The sequence below is a fragment of the Ramlibacter pinisoli genome (assembly GCF_009758015.1).
Classification (GTDB): Bacteria; Pseudomonadota; Gammaproteobacteria; order Burkholderiales; family Burkholderiaceae_C; genus Ramlibacter; species Ramlibacter pinisoli.
Window position 1 is genome coordinate 1,849,468 of the sequence record NZ_WSEL01000003.1, and the last position, 19,815, is coordinate 1,869,282.

At 65.7% G+C, this 19,815-nt stretch carries 23 protein-coding genes; 13 read left to right on the forward strand and 10 right to left on the reverse strand.

Annotated features, from left to right (window positions below; translation table 11 throughout):
- Nucleotides 1–23: 23 nt before the first annotated feature.
- The 9 genes from pseH to rfbB all read right to left on the reverse strand — a co-directional run bounded on the left by pseH (nt 24) and on the right by rfbB (nt 8,440).
- The gene (gene pseH, locus GON04_RS10100) at nt 24–599 is read right to left on the reverse strand and encodes a UDP-4-amino-4,6-dideoxy-N-acetyl-beta-L-altrosamine N-acetyltransferase (protein WP_157397765.1); all 576 of its coding nucleotides are present in this window, start codon (nt 597–599) and stop codon (nt 24–26) included.
- 107 nt (nt 600–706) lie between these two features.
- A complete protein-coding gene (locus GON04_RS10105; protein ID WP_157397766.1) occupies nt 707–2,248 on the reverse strand; it encodes a glycosyltransferase in 1,542 nt (513 codons plus the stop codon).
- A gap of 54 nt (nt 2,249–2,302) precedes the next feature.
- The gene (locus GON04_RS10110) at nt 2,303–3,436 is read right to left on the reverse strand and encodes a DegT/DnrJ/EryC1/StrS family aminotransferase (protein ID WP_157397767.1); all 1,134 of its coding nucleotides are present in this window, start codon (nt 3,434–3,436) and stop codon (nt 2,303–2,305) included.
- A 13-nt stretch (nt 3,437–3,449) separates the two neighbouring features.
- A complete protein-coding gene (locus GON04_RS10115; protein ID WP_157397768.1) occupies nt 3,450–4,190 on the reverse strand; it encodes an ABC transporter ATP-binding protein in 741 nt (246 codons plus the stop codon).
- Nucleotides 4,187–4,969: an ABC transporter permease gene (locus GON04_RS10120; protein WP_157397769.1), complete on the reverse strand. Its 783-nt coding sequence runs from the start codon at nt 4,967–4,969 to the stop codon at nt 4,187–4,189. Before GON04_RS10120 ends, GON04_RS10115 begins: the two co-directional genes overlap by 4 nt.
- A gap of 64 nt (nt 4,970–5,033) precedes the next feature.
- A complete protein-coding gene (gene rfbC / locus GON04_RS10125) occupies nt 5,034–5,579 on the reverse strand; it encodes a dTDP-4-dehydrorhamnose 3,5-epimerase (protein ID WP_157397770.1) in 546 nt (181 codons plus the stop codon).
- Complete coding sequence (rfbA, locus tag GON04_RS10130; protein WP_181653978.1) at nt 5,576–6,463, reverse strand: glucose-1-phosphate thymidylyltransferase RfbA; 888 nt, start codon at nt 6,461–6,463, stop codon at nt 5,576–5,578. Before rfbA ends, rfbC begins: the two co-directional genes overlap by 4 nt.
- Nucleotides 6,460–7,374, reverse strand: coding sequence for a dTDP-4-dehydrorhamnose reductase (rfbD, locus tag GON04_RS10135; RefSeq protein ID WP_157397771.1), 915 nt, complete (start codon nt 7,372–7,374; stop codon nt 6,460–6,462). The genes rfbA and rfbD overlap by 4 nt, the downstream gene beginning before the upstream one ends.
- A gap of 10 nt (nt 7,375–7,384) precedes the next feature.
- Nucleotides 7,385–8,440, reverse strand: coding sequence for a dTDP-glucose 4,6-dehydratase (gene rfbB / locus GON04_RS10140; RefSeq protein ID WP_157397772.1), 1,056 nt, complete (start codon nt 8,438–8,440; stop codon nt 7,385–7,387).
- Between the two features lie 266 nt (nt 8,441–8,706).
- Between rfbB and GON04_RS10145 the strand changes: the two genes are divergently transcribed.
- The 13 genes from GON04_RS10145 to GON04_RS10205 all read left to right on the forward strand — a co-directional run bounded on the left by GON04_RS10145 (nt 8,707) and on the right by GON04_RS10205 (nt 18,821).
- Nucleotides 8,707–9,489 (forward strand): transketolase, encoded by a 783-nt coding sequence (locus GON04_RS10145; RefSeq protein WP_157397773.1) that lies wholly within the window; start codon nt 8,707–8,709, stop codon nt 9,487–9,489.
- Nucleotides 9,486–10,394: a transketolase family protein gene (locus tag GON04_RS10150; protein ID WP_157397774.1), complete on the forward strand. Its 909-nt coding sequence runs from the start codon at nt 9,486–9,488 to the stop codon at nt 10,392–10,394. The genes GON04_RS10145 and GON04_RS10150 overlap by 4 nt, the downstream gene beginning before the upstream one ends.
- Nucleotide 10,395: 1 nt before the next feature.
- Entirely contained in the window at nt 10,396–12,363 is a 1,968-nt protein-coding gene (locus GON04_RS10155; protein WP_157397775.1) for an NAD-dependent epimerase/dehydratase family protein, read from the forward strand.
- A gap of 3 nt (nt 12,364–12,366) precedes the next feature.
- Nucleotides 12,367–13,116 carry a class I SAM-dependent methyltransferase gene (locus GON04_RS10160; RefSeq protein WP_157397776.1) on the forward strand — a complete coding sequence of 250 codons (750 nt, stop codon included), beginning with the start codon at nt 12,367–12,369 and terminating at the stop codon, nt 13,114–13,116.
- 26 nt (nt 13,117–13,142) lie between these two features.
- Nucleotides 13,143–14,045, forward strand: a complete 903-nt coding sequence (locus GON04_RS10165) for a class I SAM-dependent methyltransferase (protein ID WP_157397777.1) — start codon at nt 13,143–13,145, stop codon at nt 14,043–14,045.
- On the forward strand, nt 14,038–14,415 hold the full coding sequence (locus GON04_RS10170) for a GtrA family protein (protein WP_157397778.1): 378 nt from the start codon (nt 14,038–14,040) through the stop codon (nt 14,413–14,415). The genes GON04_RS10165 and GON04_RS10170 overlap by 8 nt, the downstream gene beginning before the upstream one ends.
- Before the next feature lie 193 nt (nt 14,416–14,608).
- Nucleotides 14,609–15,124, forward strand: coding sequence for a phasin family protein (locus tag GON04_RS10175; RefSeq protein ID WP_157397779.1), 516 nt, complete (start codon nt 14,609–14,611; stop codon nt 15,122–15,124).
- 100 nt (nt 15,125–15,224) lie between these two features.
- Nucleotides 15,225–15,887 (forward strand): TetR/AcrR family transcriptional regulator, encoded by a 663-nt coding sequence (locus GON04_RS10180; RefSeq protein WP_157397780.1) that lies wholly within the window; start codon nt 15,225–15,227, stop codon nt 15,885–15,887.
- Nucleotides 15,888–15,909: 22 nt separating this feature from the next.
- The gene (locus GON04_RS10185; protein ID WP_181653979.1) at nt 15,910–16,683 is read left to right on the forward strand and encodes a tetratricopeptide repeat protein; all 774 of its coding nucleotides are present in this window, start codon (nt 15,910–15,912) and stop codon (nt 16,681–16,683) included.
- Between the two features lie 70 nt (nt 16,684–16,753).
- A complete protein-coding gene (locus tag GON04_RS10190; RefSeq protein ID WP_157397781.1) occupies nt 16,754–17,209 on the forward strand; it encodes a hemerythrin domain-containing protein in 456 nt (151 codons plus the stop codon).
- 154 nt (nt 17,210–17,363) lie between these two features.
- Complete coding sequence (locus GON04_RS10195) at nt 17,364–17,516, forward strand: hypothetical protein (protein WP_157397782.1); 153 nt, start codon at nt 17,364–17,366, stop codon at nt 17,514–17,516.
- A gap of 31 nt (nt 17,517–17,547) precedes the next feature.
- Entirely contained in the window at nt 17,548–18,483 is a 936-nt protein-coding gene (locus GON04_RS10200) for a M14 family metallopeptidase (protein WP_157397783.1), read from the forward strand.
- An 86-nt stretch (nt 18,484–18,569) separates the two neighbouring features.
- Nucleotides 18,570–18,821, forward strand: a complete 252-nt coding sequence (locus tag GON04_RS10205; RefSeq protein WP_157397784.1) for an acyl-CoA-binding protein — start codon at nt 18,570–18,572, stop codon at nt 18,819–18,821.
- A 15-nt stretch (nt 18,822–18,836) separates the two neighbouring features.
- Here GON04_RS10205 and GON04_RS10210 read toward each other — a convergent pair whose 3' ends face one another.
- A complete protein-coding gene (locus tag GON04_RS10210; protein ID WP_157397785.1) occupies nt 18,837–19,808 on the reverse strand; it encodes a Bug family tripartite tricarboxylate transporter substrate binding protein in 972 nt (323 codons plus the stop codon).
- Nucleotides 19,809–19,815: the final 7 nt, after the last annotated feature.

Below are 19,815 nucleotides of genomic sequence, written 5' to 3' on the forward strand. Positions count from 1 at the left end.
CCTCTTGCGCGAAGCTGCTCGCGTCAATCCGCATTCATGCGCGCAAAGACGGAAGCTAGTCTCCCGCTTTCGCGCTGAACTTTGTACTCGTGATCCAGCATGGCCAGGGCTGCGACGTCGACATACTTGCCCGCCTTGAAGGCATGCTCCGACAAGACGCCCTCCTGCCTGAATCCGAACTTCTTGTGCAACTCGACAACGCTCCGATTCTCCACAAGCACCTCGCAATACAGCTTGTGAATATTCAAGTGCTCGAACGCGTACTCGAGGACCAACGCTTCGATCTCAGCGCCGATCCCTCCCGCCCGAGCCTTTGGGTCCCCGATGATCAACCGTCCCCACTCCGCTTTGCGGTTGCGTCGGTCAATGTGGTAAATGCTCACGGTCCCAACTGGCTCATTGGCCTTGTCAGCGACGATGAAGTTGATCTCCGAACTGTCAGACAGCTGCCGCTCATACCAGTTCTTCTGCTGTCGAACGGAAATGGGTAGGTACTCGTAGAAGTATTCGTAGACGGAAGGATCGCTTCGCCATTTGGCCATGATCTCGAGATCTTGTTCTTCGATCGCTCGCAATCGAATGCGCTTGGATGTCAGCATGGTCTTGATTTCCTTTTGGTGACGTTTGGGTGATGCACTACCTCGGCTTGATCAAGATTGCTCCGTTCACGATCGAGTCCAGAACATGGGACCCGCGGGACCTCGCCCTAGACAACGAAGCCAAACGGGAACTGGCGGCCCGACTCCGGATAGAGAGTCGTGGACAATCGACTGCAGGCATACAAAGCGATGTCTCCTGAACCCTTGTTCGTCAATCGAAGCCGGGCTGGATCGGTGCTGATTGGCTTTGTTCGCACATTCACAACTTGGCCATCCTTGATCTCACGAAGATCACAAGTCCAGTGATCTGCACTTCCATCCTGCTCGATGGCAAGGACGAGCTGACCGGTCAGCGCTCGTGTGTATGTGGCGACAACCATGGAGAACGCAGCATCTCCTGCACATGGAGGTCGCCACCAGCATTCAATCGAGCTGCCAGCAGGAACGTGAAAAAGTACTGGCCGACGCCAGTAGCCGTGCCGCTCACCAGGCAGGCTCGACGAATTGGGGCCAGCAGCCGTCAAGATCAACTGTTGGCGGACAGGGAAGCAATCCCAATATCGGACACGCCACGTCTGCCAGATGCGCCTTGCCCTTTCCTTGCTGGTCTCTGAAAGCGCGCTGACCAGCGTCTTCCTCCACGCAGCATGCACGTTTGGGGCGTCATGAATGCGTCGAACGACCTCAACGGCGGCGGCGCCAATCGCCCGAGTTGCAGCCGGGTCGTTGATCGACTGCAGAATCTGCGCTGCCCAAGTCGCGCTATCGTGGGGCAGCACCCAGCCGGTGCGACCGTGCTCGACTGACGCTCGATAGACGGGCGTGTCCGAATAAATTCCAGCGATCCCGCAGGCCCCGAATTCACGAAACTTGTTGTTCGTCTTATAGGCAGCGAACGGCGTGTCGGCCAGAGGCGCCAAGGCAAGCAGCCAACGTCTTGATTGCTGCTCACGTATGAACTCTCGGTAGTCGCGGATGGCAGGCAGACTCCGCACGCCGGCGACCCTTTCAAGCTCGGGCGGTGTATACCCAAAAAACTCGAACACTGGCTGTTTTTCGGCGCGATCCTGCACCTGTCTGACGACATCGACAAGAAACGCAATGTCGCTCGCCCGACTCACGTTGCCCACCACGCCAATCCGAAGCTCCCCCGGATCGTCGTCAGGTACGTCGCTCAGCAAGGAGAAATCGAAATGGGGGGGAATGACCACCACATTCCGATTGAAGCCGAGCAGAACACTCCTGAATGCCTCGGAATGGCAGATGACAACTCTTGCGCCTGAGATTGCGATCTCGAGCGCCCTTCGAACCAAATTGTGCTGGTAGAACAGATCCAGCGGCGAAGAACCCAACAGCAGCCAGAAGTTGTCGTCGATGTAGTAGGCGTAGGGCACTCCAGCGGCGACCATTCGAGAGAGGGGTTCAATCCCGTCGGCCGCGCCGGTCCTGATCAGCAACAACTTGCCCCCACGAGCAGGCCTGGACCACTTCAGGGCGGCCACGCCGTCGATCCTCAAAGAAACACGTCCCGCATCGCCGCCTTCGCGAAACATCATCTCGACAATGCGCGCGGTGGCTATGTCTCCGTCTGCAACGAGAGTGAGATCGAAGGGCTTGGTCGATAGAGCGGCTGCGTCGCTTTCGGGCAAGCGATTCAAAGTGCGCAATAGTTGGCCAGAATCGAGCGACACAGTTTCGCGCACTCACCGTGCCGACACGTGGGCCTTCACCACCGTGCAGATCTTTTCGACTTCATGCTTTGTGATGCCAAGATGCATAGGCAGCGAGAGGATCTCGGTACTTGCCTGATGTGCGCGCGGACACGTTCCCCGCCCTTCCGCATAGAGCCCGTAGTCAGTGTTATCCCTGTAGTGCACACCTGGATAGATGCCCGTGGCATGAAGGGCCAACATCAATTCGTCTCGTCGCGGAACGCGAATCTGCACCAGATGCCGAGAAGACTCGCAACTCGGCGCAACGGGAACGACCTTGACGTCCTGCGCCCCGGCAAGACCTTGTTCGTACCAGGCGGCGAGTTGCCGACGATACGCGTTGTCGCGATCGAGGTACCTCAGCTGAACCAGTCCTATGGCCGCCATGATCGAATTGCCGTGGTACTTAAATCCAAGTTCTTCCACGTCATACATCCACTTGTACGTGCCCTCAGAGGTCGTCCTGGCGTACGTGTCCTTGTTGATGCCAAGCCAGGTGAGCTTGCGCGCCCGGGCGTCGTCGCTTGCATCGCGAAAACAGATCATCCCGGAGTCAGCCGTCGGAAGGTTCTTCACGGCTTGGAAACTGAACACGGCACAGTCGGCCTCTGCGCCCACGTGACGTCCAGCGACGCGAGTTCCAGACATATGCGCTGCATCAAGGATCAAACGCAACTTGTGTTCGCGGCAAAGATCAACCACCTTCTCGTACTGGCCGATGTTGCCGCCGATGCCGACGAAAACCACAGCCTTCGTACGGGGCGTGATCTTCCGTCGGATGTCCTCTGGATCGAGACACAAGCTCTCATCGACGTCGGCGAAAACCGGCTTGAGGTTGCAATAAAGAATCGCGTGATTGGTCGACACGAAGGTCAACGGCGTGGTGATTACTTCGTCACCATCGCTCCATCCGCCGGCGGTCTTGAACATGTGCATGGCCAAGTGCAGCCCGACAGTGTTCGAGCTGAGGAAGTGGGAATGCGGCAAGCCTGTGTACGCAGACCACTCAGCCTCGAACTGCACTGTTTTGAATCCCAACCCGGTCCAACCCTTTTCCAAACATTCGCGGATCGCAGCCAGGCACTCCTCGATTCGGAATGCTGGAACAAACAGTTGTGTGGTCATGAGGCTCTCCTAGTCACTTGTTCAGATACCGATGCAACACGTCAGAAGTAGGTCCGTCGGCAACCACCCGACCATGATCAAGCCAGATCACGCGGTTGCACAGCTGCCGCACCAAGGATTCCTGATGGGACACGAAGACCAGAATACTGGAACTGTCGACGAACTTGGCCATCCTGGCCTGAGCGCGATCGATGAACTCAGCGTCGCCCCCTGCAAATAGCTCGTCGAGGATCAAGATTTCCGGATGGACAGACGTAGCAATGGCGAAAGCCAGCTTCATGTACATGCCCGTCGAGTAGTACTTGACAGGAGCATTGATGAAGTCGCCAAGCTGCGTGAATTCGACCACCTCCTCCTCGATCTCTCGTAGTTCGGATTTCCGAAATCCGAGGATCGCTCCATTGAGGAAGATGTTCTCCCGCCCGCTCAGTTCAGGATTGAATCCCGCACCAATCTCAAGCAGCGGAGCGACTTTTCCGCAAACCTGAAGTGAGCCGTTCGTAGGCTCGTAAATTCGGCAGATGGTCTTGAGCAGCGTGCTTTTACCGGCGCCGTTGTGCCCAACGATGCCGACGCGTTCCCCGTGGGCAATTCGCAGATTGATCTGCTGCAGAGCCCAGAACTCCTTACTGTGTCCGGCCGTTCGCCCCTTGAGCAGGTCTGCAAATTTCTCTTTCAAGGAAACGTTTTTTTCTTGATAGAGCCGAAAGCGCAAGGACACGTCGCTGAGAACGATCTCTGTCGAGTCACTCATAGCCGGAAGATCACGTCGCGGTCGAATTTCTGAAACACCAGCGTCCCCAACAGGAGACTCAACACTGCACACGAGATGGCGATCCCCAAAGTCGCCAAGTCCGGGAAAACGCCTTCATAAATTGGCTTGCGGAAAAGCTCCACAAAGTAGTACATCGGATTGACAATAAACAGCAGCCTGTACTTCTCTGGCACGATCGATAGCGGATAGATGATCGGAGTCAAGTAATAAGCAGCTTGAAGGAGGATCCCAACAATATATGCCGCATCCCGAAAATAAACGGACATGATCGACATGCACAGTGCGAGGCCCAACCCAAACACGAAGACCAGCAGGAATGCGAGTGGGAGGATGAGTAGGGACGCCGTAAGATGCGCACCAATGACCGCAGCAATCACAAACAAGCAACAGAAACTCAGAAATGCATCGATCAGCAATCCAGTGCACCGCGCGAACACAAAAATCTGCCGCGGAATGTAGATCTTCTTGATCAACCCCTCATTTTCAAGGATCGAATTTCCACCCTGCAGAATGCACTGGGAGAACAACGTAAATGGAATCAGCCCTGCAAACAGAAATACAGCGAAACTTTGCAACGGCATGCGCATCATGAGCGAGAAAATCACCGAAGTGATCACCATTGTCAGGAGCGGATTGATCAACGTCCAAAGGAAGCCTAGTGCTGTGCGGCGGTACCTAAGGGTGACGTGCTGCGCGACCAGGTGGGAAAAGACGAGCCGAAACTCCCACAGGCGTGTAGTGAAGACGCCTCCGGTCATTTGGACGGCTCCACTGGAAGATCGCGATGAAGTGCGCAAAAAAATTTTATGCTCGGTCCAGCACTCATGTAAACACGTCCGCGTCTTGCAATAAGAGCGCTGCCTGATCTTTGCCCGATAGCAGCAGCGGACCCGCATCTGGCCATTGGATGCCGATGCTTGGATCATCCCATCGGATAGATCGCTCGTGCTGCGGCGCGTAGTAGTCGGTCGTCTTGTAGAGGAAGTCGGCGCTCTCGCTGAGCACGACGAAGCCGTGCGCGAAGCCCGGAGGAACCCACAGCTGGCGCTGGTTCTCCTCGCTCAGCTCGTAGCCCACCCAGCGGCCGAAGGTCGGGGACGAGCGCCGGATGTCGACGGCGACGTCGAACACCGCGCCGCGCACCACCCGCACCAGCTTGCCTTGCGGCTGCTGCAGCTGGTAGTGCAGGCCGCGCAGGACGCCGCGCGAGGAGCGCGAATGGTTGTCCTGCACGAACTCGTGCTGCGTGCCGGTGGCTTCGCGGAACGCGCGCTGGTTGAAGCTTTCGAAGAAGAACCCGCGGCTGTCGCCGAACACCTTCGGCTCGATCAGGAACACGCCTTCGATGGCGGTGGCTATGGCTTTCATGCGCGCGCGTCCTCCCCCAGGATGCCTTGCAGGTAGCGCCCGTACCCGTTCTTCATGAGCGGCGCCGCGAGCTTTTGCAGCTGCTGCGCATCGATGAACCCGTTGCGGAACGCGATCTCCTCGGGGCAGGCGATCTTCAGGCCCTGGCGGTGCTCCAGGGTGGCGATGAACTGGCCGGCTTCCAGCAGGCTGTCGTGCGTCCCCGTGTCCAGCCATGCATAACCGCGCTTCATGATCTGCACGTTCAGGGAACCCTGTTCCAGGTAGGCCTGGTTGACGGACGTGATCTCCAGTTCCCCGCGCGCACTGGGCTTGACGGCCTTGGCGATGTCGACGACCTGGCCGTCGTAGAAGTACAGGCCCGTCACCGCGTAGTTGCTCTTGGGGTGGGCCGGCTTTTCCTCGATGCTGCTGGCCTTGCCGTTGTGGTCGAACGCCACGACGCCGTAGCGTTCCGGATCGTTCACGTGGTAGGCGAAGACGGTGGCGCCTTCCCGCTGGGCGTCGGCCTGGCCGAGCAGGATGCCGAGGTCATGACCGTGAAAGATGTTGTCGCCCAGCACCAGCGCACTCGGGGCACCGCCGACGAACTTGTCGCCGATGATGAAGGCCTGGGCCAGCCCGTCCGGGGAGGGCTGCACGGCGTACTGGATGTTCAGCCCCCACTGCGATCCGTCCCCCAGCAGCTGCGAGAAGCGGGGCGTGTCCTGCGGCGTGCTGATGATGAGGATGTCGCGCATGCCCGCCAGCATCAGCGTGCTGAGCGGGTAGTAGATCATGGGCTTGTCGTAGATCGGCAGCAATTGCTTGCTGATGGCCAGGGTGGCCGGGTGCAGCCGGGTGCCGGAGCCTCCGGCCAGGATGATTCCCTTGCGACGCGTCACGTGTTGTCTCCTCCCGTCTGGATGATTTCCTGCAGCATGCGCGACACGCCGGTCTGCCAGGCGGGCAGCGTGAAGCCGAACGACCGCCGCAGCCTGGAGGTGTCCAGCCTGGAATTGCTGGGCCGCTTCGCCGCCGAGGGGAAGCTGCTGCTGGGAACGCGCTCGATCTGCTCCGGGGTCACGCGCAAGGCCAGGCCGGCCTGCGCCGCCTGCTCGACGACGAATCGCGCATAGCCGTTCCAGGTCGTCTCGCCAGCTGCCACCGCGTGGTACAGGCCCGCCAGGCCCGGCTGCGCAAGGGTCGCGCGGATCGCGTGCGCCGTGAGGTCGGCCAGGAGGTCCGCGCCCGTCGGGGCACCGAACTGGTCGTCCACCACCGTGAGGCGGTCCCGCTCGGCCGCTAGCTTGAGCATGGTCTTGGCGAAGTTGCCGCCGCGGGCCCCGTAGGCCCAGCTGGTGCGCAGGACCAGGTGGCGGGCGCAGCGGGCGGCGACCAGCTGTTCGCCTTCGAACTTGGTCGCGCCATAGACGCTCAGCGGAGCCGGCGCGTCGTCCTCGGTGCGGGGCTGCGTCCCGCTGCCGTCGAAGACGTAGTCGGTCGAATAGTGGACCAGCAGGGCGCCGCAGGCCTGCGCCTCCTGCGCCAGGACGCCGGGCGTGGTGGCATTCACCAGGCGCGCCGCCTCCGGTTCGGATTCGGCGCGGTCGACCGCGGTGTAGGCCGCGGCATTGACGATGACATCCGGCCGCACCGTCCGCACGGTGCGGGCAATCCGGTCGGGCTGCAGGAAGTCACCGGCGAGCCCCGCTTCCTCGTCCGCCCCCAGGGCGACGAGTTCGCCCAAGGGCGCCAGGCTGCGCTGGAGTTCCCAGCCCACCTGGCCGTTCTTGCCGAAAAGAAGGATCTTCATCCGGCTGCGCTCACTGGTAGTGCCGGCTCACCCAGTCGCGGTAGGCACCGCTCTGGACGTTCTTCACCCAGGTGGCGTTGGCCAGGTACCACGCCACCGTCTTGCGGATTCCGCTCTCGAACGTCTCGGCCGGCTTCCAGCCCAGCTCGCGCTCGAGTTTGCGCGCATCGATCGCATAGCGCCGGTCATGGCCCGGCCGGTCCTTCACGTACGTGATCTGCCCGGCGTACGACTGGCCGTCGGGCCGCGGCTGCAGTTCGTCGAGCAGTGCGCAGACGGTGCGCACGATCTCGATGTTCGGCTTCTCGTTCCAGCCGCCCACGTTGTAGGTCTCGCCCAGGCGGCCGGCTTCCAGCACCCGGCGGATCGCGCTGCAGTGGTCCTTCACGTACAGCCAATCGCGCACCTGCATGCCGTCACCGTACACCGGCAGGGGCTTGCCGCCCAGCGCGTTGACGATCATCAGCGGGATCAGCTTCTCGGGAAAGTGGTACGGCCCGTAGTTGTTCGAGCAGTTGGTGGTGAGCACCGGCAGCCCGTAGGTGTGGTGCCAGGCGCGCACCAGGTGGTCACTGGCCGCCTTGCTCGCCGAGTAGGGGCTGTTCGGCTCGTAGCGGTGTTCCTCGGTGAACGCGGCGGCTTCGGGCGCCAGCGTGCCGTAGACCTCGTCGGTCGACACGTGCAGGAAACGGAAGGCCTGCTGCGCGGCAGGAGCCAGGTCGGCGTGGTACTTGCGCACGCACTCGAGCAGGCGGAACGTTCCCAGGACGTTGGTCTGGATGAAGTCCCCGGGTCCGTGGATGGAGCGGTCCACATGCGACTCGGCCGCGAAGTTCAGCACGGCGCGGGGCTGGTGCTCCAGCAACAGGCGCTGCACCAGGTCCACATCACCGATGTCGCCCTGGACGAAGATGTGCCGCCGATCCGCTTCCAGGGTGGCCAGGGTCTCCCGGTTGCCCGCATAAGTGAGCTTGTCGAGATTGACGACCGGCTCGTCGGACAGAGCCAGCCAATCCAGAACGAAGTTGGCGCCGATGAAGCCGGCGCCGCCGGTCACAAGAATCATGGATGTCGCATGCAAGACACCCGCGGGGCGCGGGCAACTGGTGATTATCCCATTGCAGATGGGCTGATCCGCCGACCGGACGGGGTCGGCACCCATCGGCGTTGTGACCAGAAGTGAGTCGGAGCGGCGCGCCGGAGTGCAGCCGGCCCCGGCATGGCCGCTCGACCGACCGCGGCATCCGCCAGTCTGCGCCCGGGGAGGGCCGCGGCCGAAAGCGGCGACAATGCCCGGTTGCGTACCAACGCAGCCAGGAAGGAGTGACACGAATGAAGTCCGGGGCGAATGTCAGCGCGCAGACGGTGCTCGAAGCGCGCCGCCGCCTGCTGCGCATGCACCACGAGGCGGGTGTGGGCCACATCGGCGGCAACCTGTCGTCGCTCGACGCCCTGCTCGTCGCCTTCCACGAGGCGCTCGGGCCGGCCGACCGCTTCGTGCTGTCCAAGGGCCACTCGGCCGGCGCCTTGTACACGGCGCTGTGGAGCGCCGGGCGGCTGTCCGACGACGACCTGCGCACCTTCCACCAGGATGCGACCTTGCTGGCCGGTCACCCTCCCGCCCGCGGCATCGCCGACATCCTGTTCGCCACCGGCAGCCTGGGACACGGACTGTCGCTGGCCGCCGGGACGGCGCTGGGCCTGCGGGCCAGGCAGTCACCGGGCCGTGTGCTTTGCCTGACGTCCGACGGCGAGTGGCAGGAAGGCTCCACCTGGGAAGCCTTCATCTTCGCGTGCCACCAGCGGTTGGACAACCTGACGATCCTGGTGGACCACAACGGCCTGCAGGGTTTCGGGTCGACGGCGGAGGTGGCGTCGATGGCCCCGCTGTGGGACAAGCTCAGGGGCTTCGACGCCGAGGTGTCCGTGATCGACGGGCACGACCTCGACGCCATCCGGGCGGCACTGGCACCGTCCGGGCGGCTGCGTGTCGTCGCCATGCAGACGGTCAAGGGCAAGGGCGTGAGCTTTCTCGAGGGCCGGATGGACTCGCACTACCTGCCGCTGTCGGCCCCCCAATACGAACGCGCCCTGCAGGAGTTGTCGGCGAGATGAGAAAGCAGTTCTGCGATGCGATGGTGGCCCGCGCGGCCCGGCCGGATCTCATGTTCCTCACCGGCGACCTCGGCTTCATGGCACTGGAACCGCTGCAGGCCGCCCTGGGGTCGCGCTTCATCAACGCCGGCGTGGCCGAACAGAACATGGTCTCCGTCGCGGCCGCGCTGGCCCGCGAAGGGCTGGAGACCTGGGCCTACAGCATCGCCCCCTTCATCTATGCCCGCCCCTTCGAGCAGATCCGCAATGACGTGAGCTTCCACGGCCTGCCGGTCAAGCTGGTGGGCAACGGTGGCGGCTATGGCTACGGCGTGATGGGCCCGACCCACCATGCCATCGAGGACTACGGCACGTTGCTCGCCTTGCCCGGCATGGCCGTCTATGTCCCGGTGTTCGACGAGGACCTGGCGGCCGTCGTCGACCGCGTGGGCAACGAGCAGCGACCCAGCTACCTGCGCATCGGCCGCGGCGAGCCGCCCAAGGGCTGGACGCCGCCGGCCTATGCGCCGTGGCGCCGGCTGGTGCAAGGGCGCGGCGCCGTGGTGATCGCGGTCGGGCCGCTGGCCGGAACCTACGTGGCGGCCCTGCAAGCGCTGGACGAATCGCGGCGTCCGGACCTCTGGGCGCTGGCCGAACTTCCGGTCGCCCTGCCGAGCGTTCCCGCGGACATCCTCTCGGCGCTGGCGGGCGGCCGCCGGCTCTGCATCGCCGAGGAGCACGTGGCCCAGGGTGGCGTGGCCTCGCAACTGCTGCTGGCCCTGGCGGGTGCAGGCCTGGGCGTTGCCGGTCTCACCCACCTGCACGCACGCGCCCACCACTACGAACGCTATGGCTCGCAGGCCTGGTTGCGACGCCAATCCGGGCTGGATCCGGACGGCCTGCTGGCAGCCCTGGACCTCGCCTGAGATGAGAGACCAGCGAAACTACATCCAGGCCCTGCGTGGCCCGATCCTGGTGCTCGGAGCCTCCGGCTTCGTCGGTGCCAACCTGTTCCGGCAGATCGCCGCCGTCCGCAACGATGTGTTTGCCGTGGTCCGCACTGGCAAGAACTGGCGGCTGGACGACGTCAGCGACGACCGCATCATCGCCTGCGACCTGAACGACCAGGCATCGGCCCGCAACCTGGTGCGCAGCGTCGGCCCCCAGACCGTCTTCGACTGCGTGGCCTATGGCGCCTACTCCTTCGAGGAAGACGCCGGCCTGATCCACCAGACCAACTACACGGCCCTGGTGCATCTCGTGGAGTTGCTGCGGGCGCAGCCGTTTTCGGCGTTCGTGCACGCGGGAAGCTCGTCCGAGTACGGCCTGAACTGCAGCGCCCCCGCCGAGGATGCGGTGTGCAGTCCCAACAGCCACTATGCGGTCTCCAAGCTGGCGATGGCCCACTACCTGGAGTTCGTCGGCACCCAGAAGCAGTTCCCGTGCGTGAACCTGCGGCTGTATTCCGTCTATGGTCCGCTGGAAGACACGTCCCGCCTGATCCCCAACATCGTCCGCCACGCGCTGCGCGGCGAACTGCCGCCGCTGGTGGATCCCCGCACGTCGCGCGACTTCGTGCACGTCGACGATGTCTGCGCCGCCTTCATCCTGGCCGCAGCCAAGATGAATCCGGAGCTGTACGGCCAGCACTTCAACATCGGGACCGGGCAGCGCACGACCATCGCCGACCTGGCATCCGTCGTGCGGGAGACGTTCTCCGTCCGGCAGGAGCCGCAGTTCGGCAGCATGGAGGGCCGCCAGTGGGACCTTCCCGACTGGTATGCAGACCCGCGCAAGGCGCAGGCCCTGCTCGGCTGGCAGGCTGTCGTGCCGCTGGCCGACGGCCTGCGCTCGACGGCGGCCTGGATCGGCTCCCTGAGCGCCGAACAGCTCGCCGGTGCCACCAAGCGGCTCGCGGGCCAGCCGCGCCGCAGCGTGTCGGCCATCATCGCCTGCTACAAGGACGCGCAGGCGATCCCGATCATGCACGAGCGCCTCACGGACACCTTCCGGCGCATCGGCATCGACTACGAGATCATCTTCATCAACGACGGCAGCCCGGACAACAGCGCCGAGGTCATCCGGGCGATCAGCCAGCGCGACCCGCGCGTCCTGGGCATCACGCACTCGCGCAACTTCGGCTCGCAGATGGCGTTCCGCAGTGGCATGGAACTGTCGACCAAGGACGCGGTGGTGCTGCTCGACGGCGACCTGCAGGATCCGCCCGAACTGATCGAGCAGTTCCACCAGACCTGGCAGCAAGGCGGCTTTGACGTCGTGTACGGACGTCGCATCAAGCGGGAGATGCCCTGGTACTGGGGGATGATGTACAAGGGCTTCTATCGCGTCTTCGCAGCCTTCAGCTACGTCAACATCCCCCTGGACGCCGGCGACTTCTGCCTGATGGACAAGCGGGTGGTCAGCTGGCTCCTCAACTGCCCGGAGCGGGACCTCTTCCTGCGCGGCCTGCGTGCCTACGTCGGCTTCCGGCAGACGGGTGTCGACTACGTGCGGCCAGAGCGCATGTTCGGCGTCTCGACCAACAACCTGCTGAAGAACATCGACTGGGCCAAGAAGGGCATCTTCTCCTTCAGCAACGCGCCGCTGACCATGCTGACCAGCGCCGGCAGCGTGCTGCTGGCCCTGTCCTGCGTCGTCGCCGTGGTGGTGGCCTTGCTGCGGCTGTTCTTCCCCGACATCGCACCGCGCGGCATCACCACCCTGCTGATCCTGATCCTGATCTTCGGCTCGCTCAACCTGTTCGCCGTCGGCCTGGTGGGCGAGTACGTCGCGAAGATCATGGCCGAGGTGAAATCGCGCCCGCGGCTGATCCGCTCGGCCCTGATCCGGCACGGCGAATCCACCGAACTCCTGCCCGACGGCAAGGTCCGCTGACCGATGCAGGCCCGCGACGAGTTCAAGCCGATTCCCGTCCGACCGCCGTCGGATGCGCCCCTGGCGTTCGCCCTGCGCTGCCTGGTGGACCTGCAGCTGGGCAGCATCGTCAAGCACCTGCGGCCGCGGCTGGCGACGGTCAGGGGACGCCTGCTGGACGTCGGCGCCGGCGAGTCGCCGTGGCGTTCCTGGCTGCCGGCCTCCGTGACCTACCAGGGGCTCGACATCGGCACCGCCTCCGAGTTCGGGATGGCCCCGGGCCGGGACATCGTGTACTACGAAGGGCGCGTCATGCCCTTCGCGGACAACAGCTTCGACTGCGCGTTGTGCATCGAAGTGCTGGAACACGCCGAGGACCCCGAGCTCCTGGTCGCGGAGATGGCGCGCGTGCTGCGCCCCGGCGGGGAACTGCTGCTCAGCGTGCCCTGGTCGGCCCGGCTGCACCACCTGCCCTACGACTTCCACCGCTTCTCCCCCATGCGGCTGCGCAGGCTGGTGGAGTCGGGCGGCTTCGTCTCGGTCGACATCGCCGAGCGGGGCACCGACGTGTCGGCCATCGCCAACAAGCTCATCGTCCTCACCATCCGGCTGCTGTCGCCCGGCGTCGGATTGCTGTGGCGCCTGCCCGCGGCCATCCCCACCGGCCTCGTCGCCGCGGCGTTCGTCGCCAGCGCACACCTGTGCGAGGCGTTCGGCCTGGGTTCCAAGCTCGATCCGCTCGGGTATTTCGTGCGCGCCCACAAGCCGGCGTGAACGCCCCGGACTTTCCCATCGCCCCCATGGCCAGTCGCTCCTGCCCCGTCTGCAACACCCCCTCCTCGTCCGCGCGCCTGTTCCTGTCCGAGAGCATCGACCGCTCCAAGCTGTCCGGATTCAGCTTCGCGTCGCGCAAGACGCCCGAATTCATGCGGCACCGGCTGGTGCAATGCACCCACTGCGACCTGGTCTACGCCGATGAGCCGCCGGCCGCAGAGGAACTCGCGCACGCGTACCACGCCGCCGAGTACGACAGCGCGGAGGAAGCCGACGACGCCGCGGCAGCCTACGTGAGAGCCATCGGCCCGCTGCTGCAGAAGGTTCGCGGACGGGCCAGCGCGCTGGAAATCGGCACCGGAACTGGCGTGTTCCTGGAGCATCTGGGCCGGGCGGGCTTCGCCAGGCTGGTCGGCGTGGAGCCGTCGCCGGCTGCCATCGCGGCCGCGCCGGCGCACCGGCGCGACTGGATCCGCCAGGCCATGTTCGACAAGTCGGACTTCGCGCCGGCGTCCTTCGACCTCGTGTGCTGCTTCATGACCATGGAGCATGTGCGCGATCCGCTGGCGGTGGCCCGATCGGCCCGGGAACTGGTCCGGCCGGGTGGCGCGTTCGTCACCGTCACCCACGACTGGCGCGGCCTCGTCAACCGGGTGCTGGGCAGCCGTTCGCCCATCATCGACATCGAGCACCTGCAGCTGTTCTCGCCGGAGAGCCTGCGCCACCTGTTCGCGAACGCGGGCTTCGAGGGCTTCGATGCCCGCCCCTTCGCCAACCGGTACGCCCTGCGCTACTGGACGCGCCTCGCGCCGCTGCCCCTGGGCATGAAGCGCGCCGTCTCGTCCGGGCTGGAGGCCACGGGGCTGGCCCGGCGCAAACTGAGCGTCAATGTCGGCAACACCATCGCCTACGGGATCCGGGGTGACTGAGTCGCGTCCCCTGCGCTTCGTGCTGGCCGGCGCCGCCAACACGGCCTTCGGCTTCGGCGTCTACGGCGCCCTCGCGCTCACGGGCCTGGCCACATGGTTGTGCCTGCTCCTGGGCACGCTGGCCGGCATCGCGTTCAACTTCGTGACCTGGGGCGCCTATGTGTTCCGCGACCTCACCATCGCGCGCCTGCCATCCTTCCTTGCCGCCTATGGCTTCGTCTATGCCGCGAACCTGGGCCTGCTGCACCTGCTGCTGCCCTGGACCCACAACCGGATCTGGACCCAGCTGTTCCTGGTGCCGGCGATGGCCGTCCTGTCCTACCTGCTCATGAACGGGCTGGTCTTCCGCGGCAACCGGGCCGGGCGTTGACCAGCGCGGCCTGACGGCACGGGCGCAGGCGACAGCTGTTGACGGGGCCCCGGGATGGGGCGGCGCGTGCTGTGGGCGGCAGGTCGGGGAACGCGGATTCGCCAGTCTAGACGCCGCGACCTAACACCGCCCCCGTCGCCGGTCGTACAGTCTCCGGATTGCACGGCCCGACCACCCATTCCGGAGATCCAGCATGGTCAAGAAGACGACATCCGGCACCGACGACAGTGCCGACCCGACAGGCAGCGCACAGTTCGCCGGCACGGTGAAGGACTCGGCCAGCAAGATCTGGCTGGCCGGCCTGGGCGCCTTCGCCAAGGCGCAGGAGGAAGGCGGCAAGGTGTTCGAGACGCTGGTCAAGGAAGGCCTGTCGATCCAGCGCAAGACCCAGGCCGCGGCCGGGGAACGGCTGAACGAGGCCACCAGCCGGATGGCCAGCATGGCGACCGGCTTCACCTCCCGGACCTCCGGCCAGTGGGACAAGCTGGAAACCATCTTCGAGGAACGCGTCGCCAAGTCGTTGAACCGGCTGGGCGTGCCGTCGGCCAGGGACGTCGAGGCCCTGCAGGCCCGCATCGACGAGTTGCAGCGCACGGTGGACCGGCTGAGCGCCCGCTCCGTCGGCAAGAGCGCGCCGGCGGCCGGCGGCGCCGCCAAGTCCACGGCCAGGAAGCGGCCGGTCCGCAAGACGGCCAAGCCCCCGGCCTGAGGCGGCGCGACTCACGGAACCACAAGGGCGCTGCGGCGCCCTTCGTCTTGCTGCAATGCAGCAGTCTGCGCGCAGGCGGCGCCCTACACTGCGGCCCCTCATGGCCAAGAAAGCCCCGCGGCGCACGGCCGAGCGCATCCTGGAGGTGGCGCTCGACCTCTTCAACCGCTTCGGCGAGCCGAACGTCCCCACCGCGCGCATCTCGGCCGAGATGCGCATCAGCCCGGGCAACCTGTACTACCACTACCCGGCGAAGGACGACCTGGTCAACCTGCTGTTCGACCGCTACGAGCGCGCGCTGGCGGAACTGCTGCAGGCCAGCGACGGCGTGCGCGACGTGGAGGACGCCTGGTTCTTCCTGCACACGCTGTTCGAGCTGATCTGGCAGTACCGCTTCCTGTACCGCGACCTCAACGACCTGCTGTCCAGGAACCGCCGGCTCGAGTTGCAGTTCCAGCAGGTGCTGGTCGACAAGACGCAGGCGGTGCACACGCTGCTCGCCGGCATGGGGCGGTCGGGCACGCTCGCGATCGACGCGCGCGAGGTGGAGGCCATGGCCACCAGCATGGTGGTGCTGCTCACCTATTGGCTGAGCTTCGAGTACGTGCGCGACCCGCGGCATGCGCTCGAACCGGGCTCCGCGCAGACCGCGCTGCTGCGCGGCGCACACCACGTGCTGCATCTGCTGGTACCCTATCTCGACGCGCACCAGCGACTGCATTTGCTGGGCCTGGCCGGCGCCTACCACGGCAACGGCCCGTGACAAGAACGCACAGGAGACAACAGTGGGCAAGTGGGCGGCATTCCCGCACGTGGGCGACTACCCGCTGGACGCCGACGCGGTGCGCCGGCAGTGGGCCCGGCTGCATGCCGGCGACGCCGAGCCGTTGCCGCACGACGAGGCGGTGCTGCAGGCCTGGACGCTGTACCACCGCGGCGAGTTCGCGCAGGCCTGCGAGGCGGGCCTGAAGGCAGGAGGCGCCGGCATCACGGTCGCCAACCGCGCCGCCTGCGTCCACGCCACCTACCTCGAGAAGAAGGAAAAGGCGCGGCTCGAGCTGTTCCTGGAGGCTGCTCAGCGGGCCGAGGCGCAGGCCGCGCGCGAGCCGTCCAACGCGTCGGCCTGGTACCTGCACGGCTATGCACTGGGCCGCTACAGCCAGGGCATCAGCGTCGCCAAGGCGCTGGCCCAGGGACTGGGCGGCAAGGTCAAGGAATCGCTCGAGAAGGCCATCAAGCTGCAGCCGCGCCATGCCCAGGCGCACGTCGCGCTGGCCGCCTTCCACGCCGAGGTGATCGACAAGGTCGGCCCCCTCATCGGCGGCATGACCTACGGTGCCCGCAAGGAGACCGGGCTGGAGCTGTTCCGCGAAGGACTGCGGCTTCATCCCGCATCGGCCATCGGGTTGATCGAATACGCCAACGGGCTGGTCATGCTGGAGGGCGACGGCATGCTGGCCGAGGCGACCCGGCTGTACGAGCAGGCGGCGGCCATGGAGCCGATCGACGCCGCCACGCGGCTGGAGGTCGGGCTGGCGCAGGCGGAACTGCAGGAGTAGTCCATGGCTGGGCTGCCTGGCGCGGCCTGCGCCTACACCGGCCGGGCCCGACGGTGACCAGACTCGCTCGATGGACATCTTTCAAGCCCTTCTGCAAAGCCATGAGCGCCAGCGCTCCATCTGCAAGCGCCTGCTGGCCGACATCGGCGACCCCGGCGAACGGGGGCAGGCGTTCGAGGACCTCAAGACCGAGATGGCCGCGCACGAGACGGCCGAGGAGCGCGCGTTCTACGTGCCCCTGATCGAGATCGACGAGACGGTCGACCCGGCCCGGCACGGCATCGCCGAGCACCACGAGATGGACGAGATGGTCGAGGACATCGGCGACGCCAGCGAGGGCTCGGCCGAATGGCTGGAGGCGCTGGGCAAGCTGGTGCACAAGGTCGACCACCACCTGAAGGAGGAAGAGGAGAAGTTCTTCCCGCAGGCGCGCAAAGTGCTCCGGCCCGAGCTGTTGGAAGAACTAGGCGCGCTGTACCAGCAGGAGCACCAGCGCCTGTACGAAAAGGAAGAAAGCGCGCCCTGACGCGCCGGGGCAGTCGCCGCGGCCGTCCGCCACGGCAGAGCGGCCTGCGCCCATGGATAAGCTTTGTCACAGAAGAGGCGGCTCCTTGCCTCGCGCGCAGCTTGCCCGCGGATGAGGCCAGGTCCATGATCCGCCTTCCCCCGCCCTCCTCACCATGTCGCGCCAGCCGCTAAACCTGTCCGCTGCGGATTTCGATCCCCTGCCCGAACGCCCGGCCCGCACGCTGCGGTTCTGGCTAGGCAAGGTCGTCGCGATGCCGTTGTGCGTCGCGCTGGCGGTCGCCTACATGCTCAAGCGGTCCGACTGAGCCGCAGCCGGCCTGCGGCGACAATCGCCTCATGACCGCTCCCCTGCCGCCGATCGAGCTCGGCCCACGCGACCTCTCGGCCTACCGTGCCGGCAACACCGGCATCGACTACGTCCACCGCTTCGCCTCGGGCCGACCGGGCCCGCACGTGCTCGTGAATGCGCTCACGCATGGCAACGAGTTCTGCGGCATGGTGGCCGCCACCCACCTGCTGGACAACGAGGTGCGCCCGCGGATCGGCACGTTGACGGTGAGCTTCGCCAACGTCGAGGCCTACGCCACCTTCGACCCCGACCGGCCGTTCGCCAGCCGGCAGCTGGTACACAACCTCAACCGGGTCTGGTCGGACGAGCTGCTGGACGGCAGCCAGGACAGCCCCGAGCTGCGCCGCGCGCGCGCCCTGCGCCCCGTCGTCGCGGCGGCCGACCACATCCTCGATCTGCACTCGACCTCGGAGGACGTCGAGCCGTTCTGGGTCTATCCCGGCTATGCCCGCAACGCCGAGGTGGCACTGGCCATCGGCCGGCCCGCGGTGCACCTGGTCATGCCCAGCGGCCTGGGCTCGGGCACGCCGGTCATCCAGCACGGGCGCCATGGCGAGCACGGCGGCACCGCCGGCGCGGCCCTGGTGGCCGAATGCGGCCAGCATTTCAAGCGGGCCTCCGGCGAGCTGGCGGTCGACGTCACGCTGGATGTGCTGGCGCACTTCGGGCTGATCGAGCCGCGCCCGCCGGTGCGCCAGCCGCAGCGCCGCTTCGAGCTGCTGCGCACCTACGTGATCCAGACACCGGACTACCGGTTCACGCGGCCGGTGAAGGGTTTCGAGACCTTCGCGGCCGGCGAGCTGATCGCGACCGACGGCGAGGTGGAGATCCGCGCGCCCGAGGACTGCACCATCCTGATGCCGGCGCGCGAGCCCATCGTGGGCAAGGAAGGCGTCTACATCGCCCGCGCGCTGCCGGACTGAGCCGGCGGGGCCGGCGGGCACGGCCAGGCCGAACCCGTCCGTTGTGCAGCCGCACGTACCATCCGCGCTTTCCCACCGGAGACCCCATGGCCCTCAAGGATGACTTCGACGCCGCCGTTGCCAATTCCCGCAACCTCAGCGAGCGTCCCGACAACGCCACGCTGTTGAAGATCTACGGGCTGTTCAAGCAGGCCACCCAGGGCGACAACACCGCCAGGAAGCCCGGCTTCGGCGACCTGGAGGGGCGCGCCAAGTGGGACGCCTGGAGCGCCTGCAAGGGCCGCTCGGCCGACGAGGCGATGCAGCAGTACGTGGACCTGATCCAGTCGCTCAGCTGACCCGATCGGCCCCGCTCACTCCAGCGAGATCTTCGCCCCGCGGATCACGCGACCCCAGTGGTCGAGCTCGCGCCGGGTGAACTCGCCGAACTGCTGCGGCGTCATGGTCTCCACCGCGGTGCCCGCGTCCTCCGCCTTCTTGCGCGCCTCGGGCGTCTGCAGGATGCGGTTCACCTCGGTGTTGAGCACCTGCACGATGTCCGCCGGGGTGCCGGCCGGCGCGTACAGACCGAACCAGGAATCCAGCTCGTAGCCCTTGAGCCCGGCCTCGACGGCGGTCGGCACGTTGGGCAGCGCCGCCAGCCGCTTGGGACTGGTGACCGCCAGGCCCTTGAGCTTGCCGGCCTGGATCTGGCTCACCACGCCCGCCGGCGAGGTGATGAAGAGGTCGACCTGTCCCCCCATCAGGTCCTGCACCGCCGGGCCGGACCCCTTGTAGGGAATGTGGGTGAGCGAGGTCCCGGTGAGCTGGTTGAACAGTTCGCCCGCGATGTGCTGGATGGAGCCGTTGCCCGACGACGCGAAGTTCAGCTTGCCGGGATTGGCCTTGGCGTAGGCGATCAGCTCCGCCAGCGTGTTGGCCGGCAGGTTGGCGCGGGCGGCGATGACCTGCGGGGCGCGCGTCATCATGGCCACCGGCGCGAAATCCTTGATCGGGTCCCAGCCGGCCTGCTTGAACAGGTGCGGGTTGGCCACCTGGTAGCCGCTGTACGCCACCAGCAGGGTGTAGCCGTCCGGCTTGGCGCGGGCGACGATCTGGTTGCCGATGTTGCCCGACGCCCCCGGCTTGTTGTCGACGACCACCGGCTGGCCGAGCGCCCGCGCCAGCTGGTCGCTGATCAGGCGGGCGGTGAAGTCGGTGCTGCCGCCGGGGGCGGTCGGCACGACCAGCGTGATCGGCCGCTGCGGGTACTTGCCCTGCGCGAAGAGGCGCGGGCTGGCGGCGGCCAGGGCGGCGCCCAGGGCCAGGAGGTGGCGTCGTTGCATGGGATTT

Excerpts from the sequence above, each read along its gene's own strand:
- pseH (WP_157397765.1), bottom strand. The coding sequence starts at position 599 with ATGCTGACATCCAAGCGCATTCGATTGCGAGCGATCGAAGAACAAGAT.
- GON04_RS10110 (WP_157397767.1), bottom strand. The coding sequence starts at position 3,436 with ATGACCACACAACTGTTTGTTCCAGCATTCCGAATCGAGGAGTGCCTG.
- GON04_RS10115 (WP_157397768.1), bottom strand. The coding sequence starts at position 4,190 with ATGAGTGACTCGACAGAGATCGTTCTCAGCGACGTGTCCTTGCGCTTT.
- GON04_RS10120 (WP_157397769.1), bottom strand. The coding sequence starts at position 4,969 with ATGACCGGAGGCGTCTTCACTACACGCCTGTGGGAGTTTCGGCTCGTC.
- rfbC (WP_157397770.1), bottom strand. The coding sequence starts at position 5,579 with ATGAAAGCCATAGCCACCGCCATCGAAGGCGTGTTCCTGATCGAGCCG.
- rfbD (WP_157397771.1), bottom strand. The coding sequence starts at position 7,374 with ATGAAGATCCTTCTTTTCGGCAAGAACGGCCAGGTGGGCTGGGAACTC.
- rfbB (WP_157397772.1), bottom strand. The coding sequence starts at position 8,440 with ATGATTCTTGTGACCGGCGGCGCCGGCTTCATCGGCGCCAACTTCGTT.
- GON04_RS10145 (WP_157397773.1), top strand. The coding sequence starts at position 8,707 with ATGAAGTCCGGGGCGAATGTCAGCGCGCAGACGGTGCTCGAAGCGCGC.
- GON04_RS10150 (WP_157397774.1), top strand. The coding sequence starts at position 9,486 with ATGAGAAAGCAGTTCTGCGATGCGATGGTGGCCCGCGCGGCCCGGCCG.
- GON04_RS10155 (WP_157397775.1), top strand. The coding sequence starts at position 10,396 with ATGAGAGACCAGCGAAACTACATCCAGGCCCTGCGTGGCCCGATCCTG.
- GON04_RS10160 (WP_157397776.1), top strand. The coding sequence starts at position 12,367 with ATGCAGGCCCGCGACGAGTTCAAGCCGATTCCCGTCCGACCGCCGTCG.
- GON04_RS10165 (WP_157397777.1), top strand. The coding sequence starts at position 13,143 with ATGGCCAGTCGCTCCTGCCCCGTCTGCAACACCCCCTCCTCGTCCGCG.
- GON04_RS10175 (WP_157397779.1), top strand. The coding sequence starts at position 14,609 with ATGGTCAAGAAGACGACATCCGGCACCGACGACAGTGCCGACCCGACA.
- GON04_RS10180 (WP_157397780.1), top strand. The coding sequence starts at position 15,225 with ATGGCCAAGAAAGCCCCGCGGCGCACGGCCGAGCGCATCCTGGAGGTG.
- GON04_RS10190 (WP_157397781.1), top strand. The coding sequence starts at position 16,754 with ATGGACATCTTTCAAGCCCTTCTGCAAAGCCATGAGCGCCAGCGCTCC.
- GON04_RS10195 (WP_157397782.1), top strand. The coding sequence starts at position 17,364 with ATGTCGCGCCAGCCGCTAAACCTGTCCGCTGCGGATTTCGATCCCCTG.
- GON04_RS10200 (WP_157397783.1), top strand. The coding sequence starts at position 17,548 with ATGACCGCTCCCCTGCCGCCGATCGAGCTCGGCCCACGCGACCTCTCG.
- GON04_RS10205 (WP_157397784.1), top strand. The coding sequence starts at position 18,570 with ATGGCCCTCAAGGATGACTTCGACGCCGCCGTTGCCAATTCCCGCAAC.
- GON04_RS10210 (WP_157397785.1), bottom strand. The coding sequence starts at position 19,808 with ATGCAACGACGCCACCTCCTGGCCCTGGGCGCCGCCCTGGCCGCCGCC.